Annotated in this window: 18 protein-coding genes; 13 read left to right on the top strand and 5 right to left on the bottom strand. The window is 67.3% G+C overall.

Features of this window, described 5'->3' with window-relative positions:
- The first annotated feature begins 63 nt into the window (after positions 1-63).
- Both RZV17_RS14005 and RZV17_RS14000 read left to right on the top strand, forming a co-directional pair.
- Positions 64-1,194, top strand: a complete 1,131-nt coding sequence (locus RZV17_RS14005) for a PilT/PilU family type 4a pilus ATPase (protein WP_039404792.1) — start codon at positions 64-66, stop codon at positions 1,192-1,194.
- Between the two features lie 309 nt (positions 1,195-1,503).
- The gene (locus RZV17_RS14000) at positions 1,504-2,178 is read left to right on the top strand and encodes a YitT family protein (RefSeq protein WP_039566430.1); all 675 of its coding nucleotides are present in this window, start codon (positions 1,504-1,506) and stop codon (positions 2,176-2,178) included.
- A gap of 12 nt (positions 2,179-2,190) precedes the next feature.
- Here the strand turns inward: RZV17_RS14000 and RZV17_RS13995 are convergent, their stop codons facing one another.
- A complete protein-coding gene (locus tag RZV17_RS13995) occupies positions 2,191-3,090 on the bottom strand; it encodes a DUF72 domain-containing protein (protein WP_355604317.1) in 900 nt (299 codons plus the stop codon).
- A 36-nt stretch (positions 3,091-3,126) separates the two neighbouring features.
- Positions 3,127-3,693 carry a DNA-3-methyladenine glycosylase I gene (locus RZV17_RS13990; protein ID WP_179454303.1) on the bottom strand — a complete coding sequence of 189 codons (567 nt, stop codon included), beginning with the start codon at positions 3,691-3,693 and terminating at the stop codon, positions 3,127-3,129.
- Between the two features lie 308 nt (positions 3,694-4,001).
- On the opposite strand from RZV17_RS13990, the gene RZV17_RS13985 reads away from it, so the two are divergent.
- The 5 genes from RZV17_RS13985 to RZV17_RS13965 all read left to right on the top strand — a co-directional run bounded on the left by RZV17_RS13985 (position 4,002) and on the right by RZV17_RS13965 (position 7,422).
- Complete coding sequence (locus tag RZV17_RS13985; protein WP_039404799.1) at positions 4,002-4,568, top strand: YqgE/AlgH family protein; 567 nt, start codon at positions 4,002-4,004, stop codon at positions 4,566-4,568.
- Positions 4,561-5,028 (top strand): Holliday junction resolvase RuvX, encoded by a 468-nt coding sequence (gene ruvX, locus RZV17_RS13980; RefSeq protein WP_039404802.1) that lies wholly within the window; start codon positions 4,561-4,563, stop codon positions 5,026-5,028. Before RZV17_RS13985 ends, ruvX begins: the two co-directional genes overlap by 8 nt.
- 13 nt (positions 5,029-5,041) lie before the next feature.
- The gene (locus RZV17_RS13975) at positions 5,042-5,989 is read left to right on the top strand and encodes an aspartate carbamoyltransferase catalytic subunit (RefSeq protein WP_039404804.1); all 948 of its coding nucleotides are present in this window, start codon (positions 5,042-5,044) and stop codon (positions 5,987-5,989) included.
- Between the two features lie 243 nt (positions 5,990-6,232).
- Positions 6,233-6,667 (top strand): OsmC family protein, encoded by a 435-nt coding sequence (locus RZV17_RS13970; protein ID WP_355604313.1) that lies wholly within the window; start codon positions 6,233-6,235, stop codon positions 6,665-6,667.
- A 152-nt stretch (positions 6,668-6,819) separates the two neighbouring features.
- The gene (locus RZV17_RS13965; RefSeq protein WP_355604310.1) at positions 6,820-7,422 is read left to right on the top strand and encodes a glycine zipper 2TM domain-containing protein; all 603 of its coding nucleotides are present in this window, start codon (positions 6,820-6,822) and stop codon (positions 7,420-7,422) included.
- A 253-nt stretch (positions 7,423-7,675) separates the two neighbouring features.
- Here the strand turns inward: RZV17_RS13965 and RZV17_RS13960 are convergent, their stop codons facing one another.
- On the bottom strand, positions 7,676-8,557 hold the full coding sequence (locus RZV17_RS13960; RefSeq protein WP_166751898.1) for a PhzF family phenazine biosynthesis protein: 882 nt from the start codon (positions 8,555-8,557) through the stop codon (positions 7,676-7,678).
- A gap of 31 nt (positions 8,558-8,588) precedes the next feature.
- Complete coding sequence (locus tag RZV17_RS13955; protein WP_355604306.1) at positions 8,589-9,473, bottom strand: PhzF family phenazine biosynthesis protein; 885 nt, start codon at positions 9,471-9,473, stop codon at positions 8,589-8,591.
- Positions 9,474-9,652: 179 nt separating this feature from the next.
- On the opposite strand from RZV17_RS13955, the gene RZV17_RS13950 reads away from it, so the two are divergent.
- The 5 genes from RZV17_RS13950 (at position 9,653) to RZV17_RS13930 (ending at position 16,549) form a co-directional block, all read left to right on the top strand.
- On the top strand, positions 9,653-12,262 hold the full coding sequence (locus tag RZV17_RS13950; RefSeq protein ID WP_355604303.1) for a bifunctional aspartate kinase/diaminopimelate decarboxylase: 2,610 nt from the start codon (positions 9,653-9,655) through the stop codon (positions 12,260-12,262).
- Positions 12,246-12,704 (top strand): hypothetical protein, encoded by a 459-nt coding sequence (locus RZV17_RS13945; protein WP_355604300.1) that lies wholly within the window; start codon positions 12,246-12,248, stop codon positions 12,702-12,704. Before RZV17_RS13950 ends, RZV17_RS13945 begins: the two co-directional genes overlap by 17 nt.
- A complete protein-coding gene (gene murL / locus RZV17_RS13940; RefSeq protein WP_355604297.1) occupies positions 12,701-14,062 on the top strand; it encodes a UDP-N-acetyl-alpha-D-muramoyl-L-alanyl-L-glutamate epimerase in 1,362 nt (453 codons plus the stop codon). The genes RZV17_RS13945 and murL overlap by 4 nt, the downstream gene beginning before the upstream one ends.
- A complete protein-coding gene (murD, locus tag RZV17_RS13935; RefSeq protein WP_355604294.1) occupies positions 14,043-15,452 on the top strand; it encodes a UDP-N-acetylmuramoyl-L-alanine--D-glutamate ligase in 1,410 nt (469 codons plus the stop codon). Before murL ends, murD begins: the two co-directional genes overlap by 20 nt.
- Positions 15,453-15,748: 296 nt before the next feature.
- Positions 15,749-16,549 (top strand): dienelactone hydrolase family protein, encoded by an 801-nt coding sequence (locus RZV17_RS13930; protein ID WP_146093176.1) that lies wholly within the window; start codon positions 15,749-15,751, stop codon positions 16,547-16,549.
- A 194-nt stretch (positions 16,550-16,743) separates the two neighbouring features.
- Here RZV17_RS13930 and RZV17_RS13925 read toward each other — a convergent pair whose 3' ends face one another.
- Positions 16,744-17,742, bottom strand: coding sequence for a polyprenyl synthetase family protein (locus RZV17_RS13925; protein ID WP_039566633.1), 999 nt, complete (start codon positions 17,740-17,742; stop codon positions 16,744-16,746).
- 273 nt (positions 17,743-18,015) lie between these two features.
- Between RZV17_RS13925 and RZV17_RS13920 the strand changes: the two genes are divergently transcribed.
- Positions 18,016-18,561, top strand: a complete 546-nt coding sequence (locus tag RZV17_RS13920; protein ID WP_123137275.1) for a single-stranded DNA-binding protein — start codon at positions 18,016-18,018, stop codon at positions 18,559-18,561.
- Positions 18,562-18,639 lie beyond the last annotated feature (78 nt).

The raw sequence follows: 18,639 nt of genomic DNA, 5'->3' as shown, positions 1-18,639 counted from the left end.
CGGACCCCGCTCTTGCCAATCCCGAATCTCCACTCCCGAATCCCTGCTCCAGAGGAGCACGCCATGAGCACCATCGACTTCACCTCCTTCCTCAAGCTGATGGCGCATCAGAAGGCGTCGGACCTGTTCATCACCTCCGGGATGCCGCCGGCGATCAAGGTGCATGGCAAGATCAGCCCGATTACGCAGACACCGTTGACCGCGCAGCAAAGCCGCGACCTGGTGTTGAACGTGATGACGCCGTCGCAGCGCGAAGAGTTCGAAAAGACCCACGAGTGCAACTTCGCCATCGGCGTGTCCGGGGTCGGGCGTTTCCGTGTGAGCTGCTTCTACCAGCGCAACCAGGTGGGCATGGTGCTGCGCCGGATCGAGACGCGCATTCCTACCGTGGAAGAGCTGAGCCTGCCGCCGGTGATCAAGACGCTGGCGATGACCAAGCGCGGCATCATCATCTTCGTCGGCGCCACCGGTACCGGTAAATCGACCTCGCTGGCGGCGATGATCGGCTACCGCAACCAGAATTCCACCGGGCACATCATCACCATCGAAGACCCGATCGAATTCGTGCACAAGCACGAGGGCTGCATCATCACCCAGCGCGAAGTTGGCATCGATACCGACAGCTGGGAAAACGCGCTGAAAAACACCCTGCGCCAGGCGCCGGACGTGATCATGATCGGCGAGGTGCGTACCCGCGAGGGCATGGATCACGCCGTGGCGTTTGCCGAAACCGGCCACCTGGTGCTGTGTACGCTGCACGCAAACAACGCCAACCAGGCGATGGACCGCATCATCAACTTCTTCCCGGAAGACCGGCGCAACCAGCTGTTGATGGATCTGTCGCTCAATCTCAAGGGCGTGGTCGCGCAGCAGCTGATTCCGACCCCGGATGGTCGCGGCCGGCGCGTGGCGATGGAGATCATGCTGGGCACACCGCTGGTGCAGGACTACATCCGCGACGGCGAGATCCACAAGCTCAAAGAGATCATGAAGGAGTCCACCAACCTGGGCATGCGCACCTTCGATCAGAGCCTGTTCGAGCTCTACCAGGCCGGCGAGATCAGCTACGAAGACGCCTTGCGCTACGCCGATTCGCAAAACGAGGTGCGTTTGCGCATCAAGCTGTCGCAGGGCGGCGATGCCAAGACCTTGTCGCAGGGCCTGGATGGCGTGGAGATTGCCGAAGTTCGCTGAGGCAATGCGGAGGGCGTGCCGATGCGCACGCACGTCGAACGCCACTGGCGGCCCGCTGGGCGCGCCCGGCACTGCCAGTGCGGTGCTGCCGCGACGGCACGCGCGTGATGACTGAGGGATGTGGCGCACGCCAGCGTGGTCGGCGGCCGCGGTAAGCGCGCCGATCGGCGACGCTGGATGCCGCGCGCGTCGGGGCACTGCGGTTTCAGATGTAACCGCGCCAGCCGATAGTGTCTAATAACGCACCCCACTGCAGTGCCCAAGCCCGTGAGCCTTCCCGATTCCGATCTGCGTCCGGAGCAAGAACCGTTGCCCGATGACGGTGCCGTGGTCACGTCCGGCCCGCTGACGCCACCGCCGGATTCGGCTGGCACCGTCGCCGACGACCAGGCGTATCACCACTCGGTGGCCGAAGATGCCCAGGGCATGGTGCTGGCGACGCTGGTCGCGTCGCTGGGCCTGGCGATCTTTGCCAAGGGCGGGCTGATGATCGGCGGCATGGCCGGTGTGGCGTTCCTGCTGCACTACGCCCTGCACTGGAATTTCGGCCTGGTGTTCGTGCTGGTCAACCTGCCGTTCTACTGGCTGAGCGTGCGTCGCATGGGCTGGGAATTTACCTTGAAGACGTTCGCGGCAGTCGGCGCCTGCGGCGCGCTGACCAACCTGTTGCCGCGCTGGGCCGACTACGCGCACATGAGTACCGCGTTTTCGGCGATCGTTGGCGGCGCGCTGTCCGGGCTGGGCATCCTGTTCTTCATCCGTCACCGCGGCAGCCTGGGCGGAATCGGCATCCTGGCCGTGTACCTGCAGCGCGAGCGTGGCTGGAGCGCGGGCAAGGTGCAGATGAGCTTCGATGCGATGTTGATGCTGGTGGCATTTGCCATCCTCACCCCGGACAAGGTGCTGTATTCGGCCCTGGGCGCCTTGATGCTCAGTCTGGTGCTGATGTTCAACCATCGCCCGCATCGCTACATGGGCGTGTGATCGGCACACGCGTCAGACGCCGCCCGCGCGCGCCGGGCAATCGGTCGGCAGGTGCAGGCGTTGCAGCAGGCCGCGCGCGTCGAACGGGGCGTGTACCTTCATGTCGTTGTCGAAGTAGCAATACACATCGCGCGTGGCGCGTTTGAGCGCGCGCGGGCCTGCACGGACTGCATCGTCCGGCTCGCTGCCATGCGCCCAGGCGTCGATGCGCGCGGCCCAGCGGTCCAGCGCGCTGTCGCTGTAGCCGCTGGCATAGAGCTGCGCATCGCCATGCAGGCGCAGGTAGACGAAGTCCGCACTCACGTCCTCCAGATACGGGAACTTGCCCGCGGTGTCGGCCACCACCACCGCCACCTTGTGACGGCGTAGCAGGCGCATGCAGGCGGGATCGCAGAAACTGGCGTGGCGCACCTCCAGCGCATGACGGATCGGCCGCTTGCGATCGATCGCGAGCGCACTGCGCCCGTGCATCAGCGCGCTGTCGCGTTTGCGCGCCAACGCCAGTGCGGCCTCGCTGTCGCGCGGCAGGCTGGCGAGAAACCCATCGAGCAACGCGGCATCGAAGCGCAATGTCGGCGGCAGCTGCCACAGGATCGGCCCCAGCTTGGAGCCCAGTCGCAGCACGCCGGAGGCAAAGAAATTGGCCAGCGCCTGCTCGCAGTCGCGCAGGCGCTTCATGTGGGTGATGAAGCGCGGGCCCTTGACCGAAAACACGAAGTCGCCCGGCGTCTCGTCGTGCCAGGCCTGGAAGCTGTCCGGCCGCTGCAGCGAATAGAACGAGCCGTTGATTTCCACGCTTGGAAAGCAGCGCGCCGCGTATTCGAGCTCGCGCCGCTGCGCCAGGCCGCTGGGATAAAAGGTGCCGCGCCAACGCGGGTAGCGCCAGCCGGAAATGCCGATGCGGATAGCCATGCACCCAGCATTTCGTCTGTGCCGTGGAGGAGGCGTCTAGCCGCGCTGGACCGTGCGTTTGGGTGAGGGCGTCTGCGCCCATGGCGGCGACAGCGCCTGGATCTGTGCAAACACCGGGCAATCGGGGTGATGCGCGCCGGGCAGGTAACCCAGGCTCATCAGGAATTCGCCGGTGATTTCGCCACCGGTAAACCGGAAGGTCTTCTTGAACAATTTGACCCAGGCGGGCTTGTCGAGCGGATGCTGTGCATCCAGCCATTGCGCAAAGCTGCCATGCGTGCGGCGCAGCGCCTGGATGACCTGGGCGTTGTGGATGGCTGCCAGGATCTTCAGACGATTGCGGATGATGCCGGCATCGTTCATCAGGCGAGCGATGTCCGCCTCGCCATAGGCCGCGACCGTATCCACGTCGAAGCCGGCATAGGCCCGCTGGAAATTGCCGCGCTTGCGCAGGATGGTCTCCCAGCTCAGACCGGCCTGGTTGATTTCCAGCACCAGGCGCTCGAACAGCTCGCGCTCGTCGCGTTGTGGAAAGCCGTATTCGTGGTCGTGGTAATGGCCGTGCACCGGATGGCCCGGGGCGATGCTGCAGTAGCCGCTCATATGGTTGCCCGTAGGCGGGCGCGCAGGCCGGAGCGCGGCCGCGCGTGGACCGCTTCGGCAGAAGGCGCCCGTGCCGGCAGCGGGCGACGCCGTTGGCCCGCCAGCGGCCCGGTTGCACCGCGACGGCTGGCGTTCGCTGCAGGGAGGCGCGCGGTCGCGCTGAGCATGCGGACCTGGCGCGGCGGGCGTCTGCCCGCGGGGCAGCAACTGGCGGTAGGTGTGGTCTGCATTCGCGCTCCAGGGTCACGTCCGGGGCCAAGTATGGCAGCGGCTCTGCGCGCGGCGGAGCGAACGGCTAGAATGCGGGCATGTCCGTTGTTCCCACGCCGCTTGCCAACCAACTGCTGATCGCGCTTCCGGCGCTGTCGGACCCTACCTTTTCGCGCAGCGTCGCGCTGATCTGTCAGCACGACGAAAACGGCGCGATGGGGGTGCTGGTCAACCGCCCCTCCGAGTACACCCTGGGCGAGGTGCTGTCGCAGATGGGCATCGCGACCGAAGATGCGCAGCTGTGCGAGCAGATCGTGCTCAGTGGCGGCCCAGTGCACCCGGAGCGCGGGTTTGTCATCCACGACGACGCGCGCGAATGGGATTCCAGCCTGGAAGTGGGGCAGGGCGTGTTCCTGACCACCTCGCGCGACATCCTCGAAGCGATGGCGGCCGGCGAAGGCCCGCGCAATGCGCTGGTGGCCTTGGGCTGCGCAGGGTGGGGCGCGGGGCAGCTGGAGTTCGAACTGGGCGAGAACAGCTGGCTCACCGCGCCGTCGGACGCCAACGTGCTGTTCGCCACTGCACTGGAGGATCGCTGGCAGACCGCGGCCGGTCGCATCGGCGTGGACCTGTTCCGGCTGACGGATTACTCCGGGCATGCCTGAGGCGGGCACCATCCGCCCCGATGGCACGGTGCTGGGCTTCGACGTAGGGTCGCGCCGGATTGGCGTGGCGGTCGGTACCGCGCTCGGCGCCGGTGCGCGCGCGGTCGCCGTCGTCCAGGTGCATGCCAGCGGCCCGGACTGGGCAGCGCTGGATCGCGTGCACAAGGAATGGCGGCCCGACGGTCTGGTGGTTGGCGACCCGCTCACGCTGGACGACAAGGACCAGCCTGCACGCAAGCGGGCGCATGCCTTCGCCCGCGAATTGCGCGAGCGCTACGCGCTGCCGGTCGTGCTGATCGACGAACGCTCCAGCTCGGTCGAAGCCGCGCAGCGGTTCGCCCGCGAACGTGCCGACGGGCGCAAGCGCCGCCGCGATGCCGAGGCGCTGGATGCCATGGCCGCCGCCGTGATCGTCGAACGCTGGTTGGCCGCGCCTGACCAAGCCACTCTTCTCCCTTGATTCCCGACCTGCGATGACCACCATGCAACTCGATTCGGACGGACGCCTGCGTCACCTGCTCACCCTGGAAGGACTGCCGCGCGCGACATTGCTGCAACTGCTCGACCGCGCAGGTCAGATCCGCGATGCCGCGGTCGGCCGCGTCGGCAAGCGCAGCGTGCTGGCCGGCACGGCGGTGTGCACCCTGTTTTTCGAACCGTCAACGCGCACGCGCAGCTCGTTCCATCTCGCTGCACAGCGGCTGGGCGCGGACGTGCTCAACTTCGATGCGTCCACGTCCTCCACCCGCAAGGGCGAGACTGCGCGCGACACCTTGAAGAATCTCGAGGCGATGGGCGTGCGCGGGTTTGTGGTGCGCCACCCCGACGATGGCGCGGTGGAAGCGCTGGCCGCCGCGGCGGGCGAGGGAACTGCATTGATCAACGCCGGCGACGGCCGCAGCGCGCACCCCACCCAGGGCCTGCTCGACATGCTCACCCTGCGCCAGGCCAAGGGCACCGACTTTTCCAAGCTCAAGGTGGTCATCGTCGGCGATGTGAAGCACTCGCGCGTGGCGCGTTCAGACCTGCATGCACTGCGCACCCTGGGCGCCGGCGAGATCCGCGTGTGCGGCCCGGCCAGCCTGTTGCCCGATGACGACATGCTTGACGGCTGCGTGGTTGGTCAGGATTTCGATGCCATGCTCGAAGGCGCCGATGCGCTGATGATGCTGCGCCTGCAACGCGAGCGCATGGAAGAAGGCCTGGTGCCATCGCTGGAGCACTACCACAGCCAATACGGCCTGACCCGCGAGCGCCTGGCGCGCGCCGGCCGCGATGCCGCCGTGCTGCACCCGGGCCCGATCAACCGCGGCGTCGAAATCACCGACGACGTCGCCGACGGCGCGCAATCGTGCGTGCTGCGCCAGGTCGCCAACGGCGTCGCCGTCCGCATGGCGGTACTGGAAACCCTGCTCGGTTAAGCGTTACCGGCAACGCGGCCGCCAGCCAGCGCGGTCGCGTCCGGCGTGTGAAGTCGTCATGGCAAACAGACAGAGTCTTGCCACCAAGTGCGCTCCGCAGTCCGCTCTTACGATTCCCGATTCCCGATTCCCGATTCCCGAATCCCGAATCCCGAATCCCGAATCCCGAATCCCGAATGCGAGCACCACGCCATAACACCCGCTCGCCTATCGTGGCGGTCCCTTTCATCGCAGGAGACCGCAATGGGTATTTCGCGTCACGCCACCGCTCACTGGGAAGGCGACCTCAAGACCGGCAAGGGCCAGCTCAGCACGCCGCAGAGCGGCTTGATGGACAACACCCGCTATGCCTTCAGCAGCCGCTTCGGTGACGAGAAGGGCACCAATCCGGAAGAGCTCATCGCCGCAGCGCATGCCGGGTGTTTCACCATGGCACTGTCGGCGCAGCTGACCGAAGCGGGCTTTCCGCCCACCTCGCTGGATACCCGCGCCGACGTCGACCTGTCGATGGAAGGCGGCCCGCAGCTGTCGCAGATCCGCCTCAAGCTCACTGCCGTGGTACCGGGCATCGACGAAGCCAAGTTCCGCGAGCTGGCCGATAGCGCCAAGAAGAATTGCCCGGTTTCCAAGGCGTTGAGTGCGGTGCCGATCAGCCTGGATAGCGAGTTTTCCAACTGACCGGCAGCAGGCTGCGCAGCGCCGGTACAACGTGCCGGCGCGCGCAGCTGGCGGCGACCTGAATAGGGCTTTCGCCACCCGGGTCGGTTCAGGGCGGTTTCACCGCAGCAGGCCGAGCATCGGCAGCGTGTCCTCCCTGTGAAGCTGCCGCAATGAAAACTCTTGTGCTTGGTGCTCTGGTAATGGGTCTGGCCGTGGCGGGCAACGCCACAGCGCAGCGCTACGACAGCGGCTACCGCGACACCTATCGCGGCGGCTACGAGGACGGTCGTTACGAATATGCGCGCGTGGTGCGCGTGGACCCGATCATCGTGTCCGATTCCTATAACGAACGCAGCAGCGAACGCTGCTACAACCGGCCGTCCGACGGCTACTACACCAGCAATGACGGCTACTACCGCGATGGCGCTAGCTACGGCGGGCCGAATGCGTCCAACCGCGGGGTCGCCAGCGTGATCGGCGGTATTGCCGGTGCGGTGCTCGGCAGCCAGGTGGGCGGCGGCAACGGTCGCCTGGTCGGCACTGCCGTGGGCACCATGGCCGGTGTCGCGGCGGGGCGTTCGATCTACGAGGCCAACCACCGCACCTATCAGGGCAATGTCAGCGTGTGCGAGCCGGTGTCGTACCGCACCACCCGCGAGCGCGTGGACGGGTATGACGTGACCTATGAATATGCCGGCCGCACGTACCACACGCGCAGCGATTACAACCCGGGCGACCGGATCCGCGTGCGCGTGGATGTGCGCCCCGACTGACGCCGTGCGATGTGGCGAATGCGAGAACGCTGCGGGAGACCGCAGCGTTTTTTATTCCTGCGAGGTGCCAGGGAGCTCAGATCCCGCTTCTTCCTCGCAGGCGACGTTCGATCCTGTCGAATCTCGCTACGTCTGCTTGCTGGCGATGCAGCGGCGATCGTGTGCAACGCGACGCGTCGAGCCTTCTTCCCGGCGTGGCGACGCTCGCCGCAGCCGGCACACGGCTACGTCGCCGGCCCAGCGTTGGCCGCGCTCAGGCCCAGTCCAGGGTGCCGCGAATCACCGTCTGGACCTGGCCGCCCGACCACACGGCACCGTCGCCGTCGATGCGTAGTTCCAGCAGGGCATCGAAGCCGATTTCGCGCCCCTGGCTGACCACGTAGCGGCGGTCCTTGCCGGGCAGTGCGTGGCGGCTGTCCAGCCAGGCGGCGAGCACGGCATTGGCCGCGCCAGAGGCGGCATCTTCAAAACGCCGGCCGTTGCCGACAAAGGCGCGCACGGCCAGATCGTAGGCACCGGCGGTGGCGGCGCGCGCATACGCAAACACACCCATGCTGCCGGTGGATTCGGCCAACGCGGCGATCGCCTCCCACTCCGGCTGCAGGCCGCGCAGCGCGGCCTCGCTGGCCAGCTCCACCACCCACCAGGTGCGGCCGCCGTCCATCAGTGCGGGCGGCAGGGTACCCAACGACCAGCCATGCAGTGCATCGCGCAGGCGCGGGTCATCGGCCTGCACCTGCTCGGCGACGCGCGCGCGCGGGGTGCGGATGGCGATGCTGCGGTGGCCATCGATCTGCTCCACGCGCAGCGGCAACTGGCCGGCGATGCCGTCCTGCACCAGCACGCCGTCGTCGGGCGCGGCCAGGCCGGCCTCGAGCACCGCATGCGCCGTGCCCACGCTGGGGTGGCCGGCGAACGGCACCTCCTTGTGCGGGGAAAACATGCGCAGCCGGTAGCTGCTGTGCGCGTCCGCCGCGGGGAACACAAAAGTGGTCTCCGGCAGCTTGGTCCAGCGCGCAATTGCCTGCATGGCGACATCGTCCAGGCCCTGCGCATCCAGCACCACCGCCAGCGGATTGCCGCTGCCGGGGCGGGCGGAGAACACATCCAGTTGCAGGAAACGGCGGGTGGTCATGAGGGCGGATCCGCGGACAGGGCGCGGCAGCTTACCAATCGATGCGTCCGTCGATCACCTGCAGGGTCGTTCCGCCAATCCAGACCTCGCCTGCAGCGTCCACTTCGATATGGATGCGGCCATCGCGGCCGACCTCGCGGCCCTGGCTGGCGACATAGTGCAGCCCCGCGCCCGGCAGGCGGTTTTCGCCGTGCAGGCGTGCGGCAATGCACGCATTGGCGCTGCCGGTGACCGGGTCTTCCGGGATGCCATCGCCAGGGCAGAACGCACGCACCACCAGGTCTTCGTCTTCGCCGTCGCCGTCTGCGGGCGCGTAAATCGCCAGCCCGGTGGCGGCGCTGGCCTGGGTCAGGCGGGTGATGGCGGCAAGATCGGGCACTGCCTGGCGCACCGCCGCCGCATCGGCCAGTTCCAGCAGCCACCAGTTCGGGCCATTGTTCCAGAGCGCTGCCGGGTGAGGGGAGGTGCGCAGGCCGGCAGCGGCTGCCTGCAGCGCTGCCGCGTGGGTGTCACCGGTTGCGATGACGCGGGCACGCGGTGCGCGCAGTCGCACCTGCACGCTGCCGTGGCGGTCGAACACATCCACCGGCAGCACGCCGGCCGCGCATTGCTGACGCAGCCGGCCGTCGGCCTTGTAGCTGGTGAGTCCATGGGTCGCTGCGGCCCACGCCGCACCCACGCTGGGGTGGCCGGCAAACGGCAGTTCCGCGCGCGGGGTGAAGATACGGATGTGATAGTCGGCGTCGGGCACGCTCACGGGCACGAAAAAAATCGTCTCCGACAGGTTCAGCCATGCGGCGATCTGCTGCATCTGTTCGCCGGACAAGGTGCCTGCATCGAACACCACGCCCAGTGGATTACCGCCGCCGGTGCGGCTTGCGAAGACGTCCAGTTGCAGATAGCGGTGCTTGCTCATGATCGATGCGGACTCGGTGGTGGGAAGCGGTGCGGATGGTTGCAGCGCAAACCGTTGCCGCAAGGGTGCAGCGCGCTGCGGACTGCGACCAGGCACGGGGTCATGCGGGCGGTATTGGCAGTAGAATCGGGGGTTCCGCCCGGCATACCGGCTTTTCCCCCATCTTAAACGCCTACCCCATGTCAGCTCCCCACACTACCGATCGTTGGATCGTCCTCAAGTTCGGCGGCACCTCGGTGTCGCGTCGTCATCGCTGGGACACGATTGGAAAACTGGCGGGCAAACGGGCGAACGAAACCGGCGGCCGCGTGCTGGTGGTGGTGTCTGCACTGTCGGGCGTGACCAACGAGCTCACCGCCATTGCCGATGGCGCCGCCGACAGCGCGCAGCGGGTGGCAGCGCTGGAACAACGCCATCGCGACTTCCTGGCCGAGCTGGAGCTCGACGCCGATGCGGTGCTGGGCGAGCGTCTGGCCGCGTTGCATGCGCTGGTGGGCGATGCACGCGCTGCCGCGCGCACGCTGGACTGGCAGGCCGAGGTGCTGGGGCAGGGCGAGTTGCTGTCCTCCACCATCGGCGCGGCGTATCTGCATGCCAGTGGTCTGGACATGGGCTGGCTGGATGCGCGCCAGTGGTTGTCGGCACTGCCGCCGCAACCCAATCAGAGCGAGTGGTCCAAGCGCCTGTCGGTGTCGTGCCAGTGGCAGTCCGATGCCGACTGGCGCGCGCGCTTCGATGCGCAGCCCACGCGCTTGCTGATCACCCAGGGCTTCATTTCGCGGCACGCCGATGGCGGTACCGCCATTCTGGGGCGCGGTGGTTCGGATACCTCGGCGGCGTACTTCGGCGCGTTGCTAGGTGCCAGCCGGGTGGAAATCTGGACCGACGTGCCCGGCATGTTCAGCGCCAATCCAAAGGAAGTGCCGGACGCGCGCCTGCTGACCCGTCTGGACTATTACGAAGCGCAGGAAATCGCCACCACCGGCGCCAAGGTGCTGCATCCGCGCTCGATCAAGCCCTGCCGCGATTCCGGCGTACCGATGGCGATCCTGGACACCGAGCGCCCCGATCTGCCCGGCACCAGCATCGACGGCAATGCCGAGCCGGTGCTGGGCGTGAAGGCGATCAGCCGCCGCAACGGCATCGTGCTGGTGTCGATGGAAGGCATCGGCATGTGGCAGCAGGTGGGTTTCCTCGCTGATGTGTTTACGCTGTTCAAGAAGCACGGTTTGTCGGTGGATCTGATCGGCTCGGCCGAAACCAACGTCACCGTGTCGCTGGATCCGTCGGAGAACCTGGTCAACACCGATGTGCTGGCGGCGTTGTCGGCGGACCTGTCGCAGATCTGCAAGGTCAAGATCATTGTTCCCTGCGCGGCGATCACGCTGGTCGGGCGCGGCATGCGCTCGCTGCTGCACAAGCTGTCCGACGTGTGGGCCACGTTCGGGCAGGAGCGCGTGCACATGATTTCGCAATCGTCCAACGACTTGAACCTGACCTTCGTCATCGACGAGGCCGATGCCGATGGTTTGCTGCCGATCCTGCATGCCGAGTTGATCGACAGCGGCGCGATGCCGGTGAGCGAAGGCGACGTGTTCGGCCCACGTTGGCGCGAGATCATCGGCTCGGTGCGTCCGCGCCCCACGCCGTGGTGGCATGCCGAGCGCGCGCATCTGTTGTCGCTGTCCAGCGCCGGCACGCCGCGTTACGTCTATCACCTGCCCACGGTGCGTGCGCGGGCGCAGGCGCTGGCGCAGATCGCGGCGGTGGACCAGCGCTATTACGCGATCAAGGCCAATGCGCATCCGGCCATCCTGATGGCGCTGGAGCAGGCCGGTTTCGGTCTGGAATGCGTCTCGCATGGCGAATTGCGCCGTGTGTTCCAGACGCTGCCGGAGTTGTCGCCGCGCCGCGTGTTGTTCACGCCGAGCTTTGCGCCCAGGGCCGAGTACGAAGCGGCATTCGCGTTGGGTGTGACGGTGACCGTGGACAACGTCGAAGCGCTGCGCAACTGGCCGGAGGTGTTTCGCGGCCGCAACGTGTGGCTGCGCATCGACCTGGGTCATGGCGATGGCCATCACGAGAAGGTCAATACCGGAGGCAAGGCCTCCAAGTTCGGCCTGTCGTCCACGCGCGTGGATGAATTCGTGGAGGCGGCGCGCACGCTCGAGATCACCATCACCGGCGTGCATGCACACCTGGGCAGTGGCGTGGAGACTGGCGAACACTGGCGGATGATGTACGACGAACTGGCCGGTTTTGCGCGCCGCATCGGCACGGTGGAGACCATCGATATCGGCGGTGGTCTGCCGATTCCGTACAGCGCCGAGGACGAGCCGTTCGACCTGGAGGTGTGGGCCAGGGGCCTGGCCGAGGTCAAGGCCGTGCATCCGGGCTATCGCCTGGCGATCGAGCCGGGCCGTTACCTGGTGGCCGAGGCCGGCGTGCTGCTGGCGCAGGTGACCCAGGTGATCGAAAAGGACGGCGTGCAGCGCGTGGGCCTTGATGCCGGCATGAATACCTTGATCCGCCCGGCGTTGTACGACGCCTGGCACGACATCGAAAACCTCAGCCGGCTCGATGCGCCGGCCGATGGCAGCTTCGATATCGTCGGGCCGATCTGCGAATCGTCGGATGTGTTCGGCAAGCGCCGCCGTCTGCCGGCGGCCACCGCGCCGGGCGATGTGGTGCTGGTGGCCGACGCCGGTGCGTACGGCTATTCGATGGCCAGCACCTACAACCAGCGCGAATTGCCGCGCGAAGAGGTGATCGATGCGCCCGCTGGCTGAGTTCGTGGCGCTCAGCACGCTGGCCGGTGGTGTGGCGATGGTGTTTTCCACCGCCCTCGACATGGCCGGGCAGCCGGCGCCGTGGACCGACAGCCTGAAGTGGCTGCTGCCTGCATTGCTCGCTGCCGGCCTCGGTGCGTGGGGCGCGGCGCGCTGGCAGCGACGCCGCCAGGACCGCTCGCTGGCGCAGCACGCCGGTGGCATGGCGCTGCGCACGGTGCTGTTGAGCGCACTCGGCTATCTGCCGGCATTGCTGCTGTACTTGCTGGTCGCGCTGCTGGTCACCGGCGATGCGAAGGCGATCCGTGCGGACGTGATGCTGCTGTTGTTCCTGATCGGCTGCCTGCCGTTGCTGTGGGCGGCGGTGCCGTTTTCCATGATTGAATATGCCTTGTGCCGGCGTTATCTACGCCGTCAACGGGGTCTTGCAGGGTGTCCATGAGCGCTTTCGACAAACATCAGGTATCCACTTTCCGTTTCGTGCGCTGCGCGCTCGACGCGCAGACCGGCGTGGCGACGCTGGTGTATGCCTTCGACCAGGGCCCGGAGCTGGTGGAGACCGTGGCCGTGCCGGGCGCACCGTTCGTGCTGGACGGCGCGCGCGCTGCCGCCGTGCAGCAGGCGCTGCAGCTGCTGCACCTGATCGCCGGCGTGAGTTACTACAAGGCCGCGGTGCCGCCGGCCATCGCCATCGACAGCTACAGCTACAGCATCGATGCCGGCACCGCTGCGCTGGTGGAAAGCGTCTATCTGCATGGCCTGGGCGAGTTTGCCTACCGCAACGGCCTGAACCTGCACGGCAAGATCAATTTCCCGGTCACTGCACACGCGCCTGCCGATGCGCCTGCGCTCGGCCTGCGCGAGCATGCGCTGGTGGCCATCGGTGGCGGCAAGGATTCGCTGGTCAGCATCGAGGCCCTGCGCCACGCCGGCGTGGCGCAGACCGTCAGCTGGATCGGCGGCTCGCAGCTCATTCGCGCCTGCGCCGAACGTACCGGCCTGCCGGTGCTCAATGTCGGCCGCGTACTGGCGCCGGAATTGTTCGAGCTCAACCGCCAGGGTGCCTGGAATGGGCACATCCCGGTCACTGCGGTGAATTCGGCCATCCTGGTGCTGTCGGCGCTGCTGACCGGCGTGGATCAGGTGGTGTTCTCCAACGAACGCTCGGCCAGCTATGGCAGCCAGATTCCCGGCACCGGCGAGGTCAACCACCAGTGGTCCAAGGGCTGGGCGTTCGAGCAGGCCTTCGGCGATCATGTGCAACGGCACGTGGCGGCCGACCTGCGGTACTACTCGTTGCTGCGGCCGTTGTCGGAGCTGGCGGTGGCGCGGCAGTTCGCCAAGACCGATCACTACGACGCGCATTTTTCCAGCTGCAACCGCAACTTCCACATCATGGGCGAGCGGCCGGTGCATCGCTGGTGCGGCGTGTGCCCCAAGTGCCATTTCGTCTTTCTGGCGCTGGCACCGTTCATGCCCAAGACGCGTCTGGTCAAGATCTTCGGGCGCAACCTGCTCGACGATGCCAGCCAGGCCGGCGGCTACGATGCGCTGCTGGAATTCCAGGATCACAAGCCGTTCGAATGCGTCGGCGAAGGCCGTGAATCGCGTGCGGCGATGGCGCTGCTGGCAACGCGCGCGGAGTGGAAGGAAGACGCGCTGGTGATGCGCTTCATCCGTGAGATCCAGCCGCAGCTGGATGCGCAGGCCTTGCAGATGGAGCCGTTGATGGCCATCGACGGCGAGCACCGCATTCCTTCGGCGCTGTGGGAGCGCGTGCGTGCGAATTTCGCAGCTTGAGGGCAGGGCAGTTGCGTTGTGGGGTTGGGGGCGCGAGGGGCGCGCCGCCTATCGCGCGCTGCGGAGTGCCTTGCCCGCCCAGCCGCTGACGGTGTTCTGCACCACCGAAGAGGCACGTGAGCTGGCTGCGCTGGCCGACGCGGCGCTGCAGGTAGAGACCGACGCCAGCGCGCAGGCGTTGGGCCGGTTCGAGATCGTGGTGAAGTCGCCGGGAATCAGCCCGTACCGCCCCGAGGCGCTCACCGCTGCAGCCGCGCACGGCACGCAGTTCATCGGCGGCACCGCGCTGTGGTTTGCCGAACATGCGCAGGCCGACGGCGCCGTGACGGGCGCCATCTGCGTCACCGGCACCAAGGGCAAAAGCACCACCACCGCGTTGCTGGCGCATCTGCTGCGCTGCGCCGGGCATCGCACCGCCCTGGTCGGCAATATCGGCCAACCCCTGCTGGAAGTGCTGGCACCGCAGCCGCCGCCGGCGTACTGGGCGATCGAACTGTCCAGCTACCAGACCGGCGAGGTCGGGCGCAGCGGCGCACGTCCGCAACTGGCGGTGGTGCTGAACCTGTTTCCCGAACACCTGGACTGGCACGGCGATGAAGCGCGCTACGTGCGCGACAAGCTGTCGCTGGTGACCGAAGGCCGGCCGCGGATCGCGTTGCTCAATGCCGCCGACCCGCTGCTGCGCGGACTGCAGCTGCCCGACAGCGAGGTGCGCTGGTTCAACCATCCCGATGGCTGGCATCTGCGCGGCGATATGGTCTACCGCGGCGCGCAGGCGGTGTTCGATACCGCCGATGTGCCGCTGCCCGGCGAGCACAATCGACGCAACCTGTGCGCGGTGCTGGCTGCGGTGGAAGCGCTCGGCCTGGATGCCGCCGCGCTGGCGCCGGCGGCGCGGAGCTTTCGTCCGTTGCCCAATCGCCTGCAGCTGCTCGGCAGTGTGGATGGCATCAGTTACGTCAACGACTCGATCAGCACCACCCCGCATGCGTCGCTGGCTGCGCTGGCCTGTTTTGCGCAGCGTCGCGTTGCGTTGCTGGTTGGCGGGCATGACCGCGGGCTGGACTGGCAGGAGTTTGCCGCGCACATGGCGCACCAGGCGCCGCTGGAGATCGTCACCATGGGTGCCAATGGCCCGCGCATCCATGCGCTGCTGGCGCCACTGGCCGTGACGGGACGGTTCGGCCTGCATGCCGCCGCCGACCTGGAACACGCCATGCAGCTGGCGCGCGATGCACTGGGCGAGCAGGGCGGCGTGGTGCTGCTGTCGCCGGGCGCGCCCAGCTTCGGCGCCTACAGCGATTACGTGGCGCGTGGCCGGCATTTCGCCCAGCTGGCGGGGTTCGACCCTGCGGCGATCAGCGCGATCCCGGGCCTGGGCGTGCAGTAAGGACGTTGTTCGCCTGCCCGCGCCACCGCATCGCTTGGCGGTCAGGGGGCAGTGCGGCCGACTCGTCGCGCAGCTGGCCGAGGTCAGCGAGTCCATGCCTGCGCACTTCCAGGCGGTGTGCAGTGAAGCGCGTTGCCCTGGTGTCTGCGGCCAACCCGCCCATCGTATCGGCGCGAACCGTTAGCCGGTCACGACCAGCCGGTGATCGGGCAGGCGATCCCGCTGCCGGCGCGCATCGCGACCACGCCTGCACGGCGGCTGGGCCTACACTCGCGGCAAATCCCCGGAGCAAGCGTATGCACAAGCAATGGTCGTGGAGCGGTGTGGGTCTGGTCGGCGTTCTGGCGTCGTTGACATTCCCGGCGATGGCGGCGATGCAGGCCAAGCCGCTGGAATGGAAGATCGGCAAGGACACCTTTAGCGGCGTGCTGGTCTACGACGATGCCGGCGCTGCCACGCGCCCCGGCCTGGTGATGGTGCCTAACTGGCGCGGCGTGAACGACTCGGCGGTGACCAAGGCCAAACAGCTGGCTGGCGACGATTACGTGGTGCTGGTGGCCGACGTGTACGGCAAGGGCATCCGCCCCAAGGACGACACCGAAGCCGGTGCCCAGGCCAAGAAGCTGCGCGATGACCGGCCCACCTTGCAGGCACGTGCGCTCAAGGCGGTGGATGTGCTCAAGGCGCAGGCCGGCAAGGCACCGCTGGATGCATCACGGATCGGCGCGGTGGGCTTCTGTTTCGGCGGCACCACGGTGCTGGAGCTGGTCCGCGCCGGCGCGCAGCTGGCCGGCGTGGTCAGTCTGCACGGCGGCATCGCGACGCCCGCTCCTGCCGCTGCCGGTTCGGCCAAAACACCGCTGCTGGTGCTCAATGGCGCCGACGACAAGAGCGTGACCAAGGCGGATATTGCGGCGTTCGAAACCGAGATGAATGGCGCCGGCGCCGATTGGCAGTTCGTCAATTTCAGCGGGGCAGTGCATTGCTTTGCCGAAGCCGATGCCAACAGCCCGCCGGGCTGCCTGTACAACCCGCGCGCGGCCAAACGTGCCTACCGCATGCTGGGCGATTTCTTTGAGGAGCGGTTTGGTCGGTAGCAGGGATTGGAGATTCGGGATTTGGGATTCGCAAAAGCGCGGTCCCGTCCTTCGAATCTTCCCGTGAGTCTGTGCTCAGGGGCTTGTGTTGAACCGCGCTGTGCCATCGAGTGCCGGGATTCGTCAACGTGCGGCCAAGCCGCCGTTGCGAATCCCCAATCCCGAAGCCCGTCCGGCGCGCGCAACGCGCCGGATCAATGCGTACGTTCGACCGCGTAACGTGCCAGTCCACGCAAGGCGGCCACCGCCGGGCTGTGCGGCAGGCTGTCCAGCGCGCGTTCGGCGGCGGCGGCATATTCGGCAGCGCGCGCGCGGCTGTAATCCAGGCCACCGGTGGCCTGGATGGCGGCCAGCACCTCGGGCATCGCCGCTGCATCGCCTTGTTCGACGATGGTGCGCAGGCGCTGCTGGGTGGGCGCGTCCGAATGCGCCATGGCGTGGATCAGCGGCAGCGTGGCCTTGCCTTCGGCCAGGTCGTCGCCCAGGTTCTTGCCCAGGTCGGCTGCCTCCGCGGCATAGTCCAGCACGTCGTCGGCAATCTGGAACGCAAAGCCCAGCTGCATGCCGTAGTCGTACAGCTGCTGCTGCACCGCGGCGTCCGCACCGGAGGCCAGTGCGCCCAGGCGCGTGCCGGCAGCGAACAGCACCGCGGTCTTGCGCTCGATCACCCGCAGGTAGGCGGCTTCGTCGGTGTCGGGGTTGTGCACGTGCAGCAGCTGCAGCACCTCGCCTTCGGCGATGCGGTTGGTGGTGTCGGCCAGGATCTGCATCACCTCCATGCGGTCCAGCTCCACCATCAACTGGAAGCTGCGCGAGTACAGGAAGTCGCCGACCAGCACGCTGGGCGCGTTGCCCCACAGCGCGTTGGCGGTGCTGCGGCCGCGGCGCAGGTCCGACTCGTCCACCACGTCGTCGTGCAGCAGCGTGGAGGTGTGGATGAATTCGATGATCGCCGCCAGTTGGTGGTGCTCCGGGCCGGAGCCGCCGGCGGCGTGGCCGGCCAGCATCACCAGCATCGGACGCAGGCGTTTGCCGCCGGCGGAGATGATGTGATCGGCGATCTGGTTGATCAGCACGACGTCCGAGGCCAGGCGGCGACGGATCAGTGCATCGACCGCGGCCATGTCTGGCGCGGCGAGGGACTGGATCTGGGGCAGGCCCAGCACGGTGGGGAGGTCTTCGGCGATGGTCATGCGCAGGCGTTCGTGATGTGCGTCGATTATAGGTGCCCGGGCCGGATCCGTCCCGCCGGACCCAACCGGTGGCTTCACATTTGCGGCCCGCGGGCCGGGCCGGGCCCCGCAAAGGCCCGCGTGGGCTGGATTTCCGACCCCCGGCAGGGCGCTTGCCCGGCAGCGCCGCGCGGCAACCCGCCACGACCGCCGACAGGCAGGTGCGGTAACATTGCCGCACAGACATTCATCGTTGCGCGCTCCCGGCGCCAGCGCATCATCTCGGAAGCACCTATGGCCCGCGGCATCAACAAAGTCATCCTCGTCGGCAACCTCGGCAACGATCCCGACACCAAGTACACCCAGGCCGGCATGGCCATCACCCGCGTGAGCCTTGCCACCACCAGCGTGCGCAAGGACCGCGACGGCAACAACCAGGAACGCACCGAGTGGCACCGCGTGGTCTTTTTTGGAAAGCTGGGTGAAATCGCCGGCGAGTACCTGCGCAAGGGCTCGCAGGTGTATGTCGAAGGCGAGCTGCGCTACGACAAGTACACCGGGCAGGACGGCGTGGAAAAGTACAGTACCGACATCGTCGCCAACGAGATGCAGATGCTCGGCGGCCGTGGTGAAGGTGGCGGCGGCGGCATGGGCGGAGATCGTCCGCAGCGCTCGCAGGCCCCGCGTCAGCAGCAAGGCGGCGGTGGCGGGCAGGGCGGTGGCGGATACGGCGGCGGGCAGGGCGGCGGGCAGGATTACGCGCCGCGTCGTCAGCAGCCGGCCCAGCAACAATCGGCGCCGCCGATGGACGATTTCGCGGACGACGACATCCCGTTCTGAGCCGCGTTGTCGCCCTCGTCATCCGGAAGGCCCGCCATGTGCGGGCCTTCTGCATTCAGCGTCATCGGGAACCGGGCG

Source organism: Xanthomonas cannabis (assembly GCF_040616535.1).
Classification (GTDB): domain Bacteria; phylum Pseudomonadota; class Gammaproteobacteria; order Xanthomonadales; family Xanthomonadaceae; genus Xanthomonas; species Xanthomonas cannabis.
This window is presented reverse-complemented; position numbering and strand designations above follow the sequence as displayed.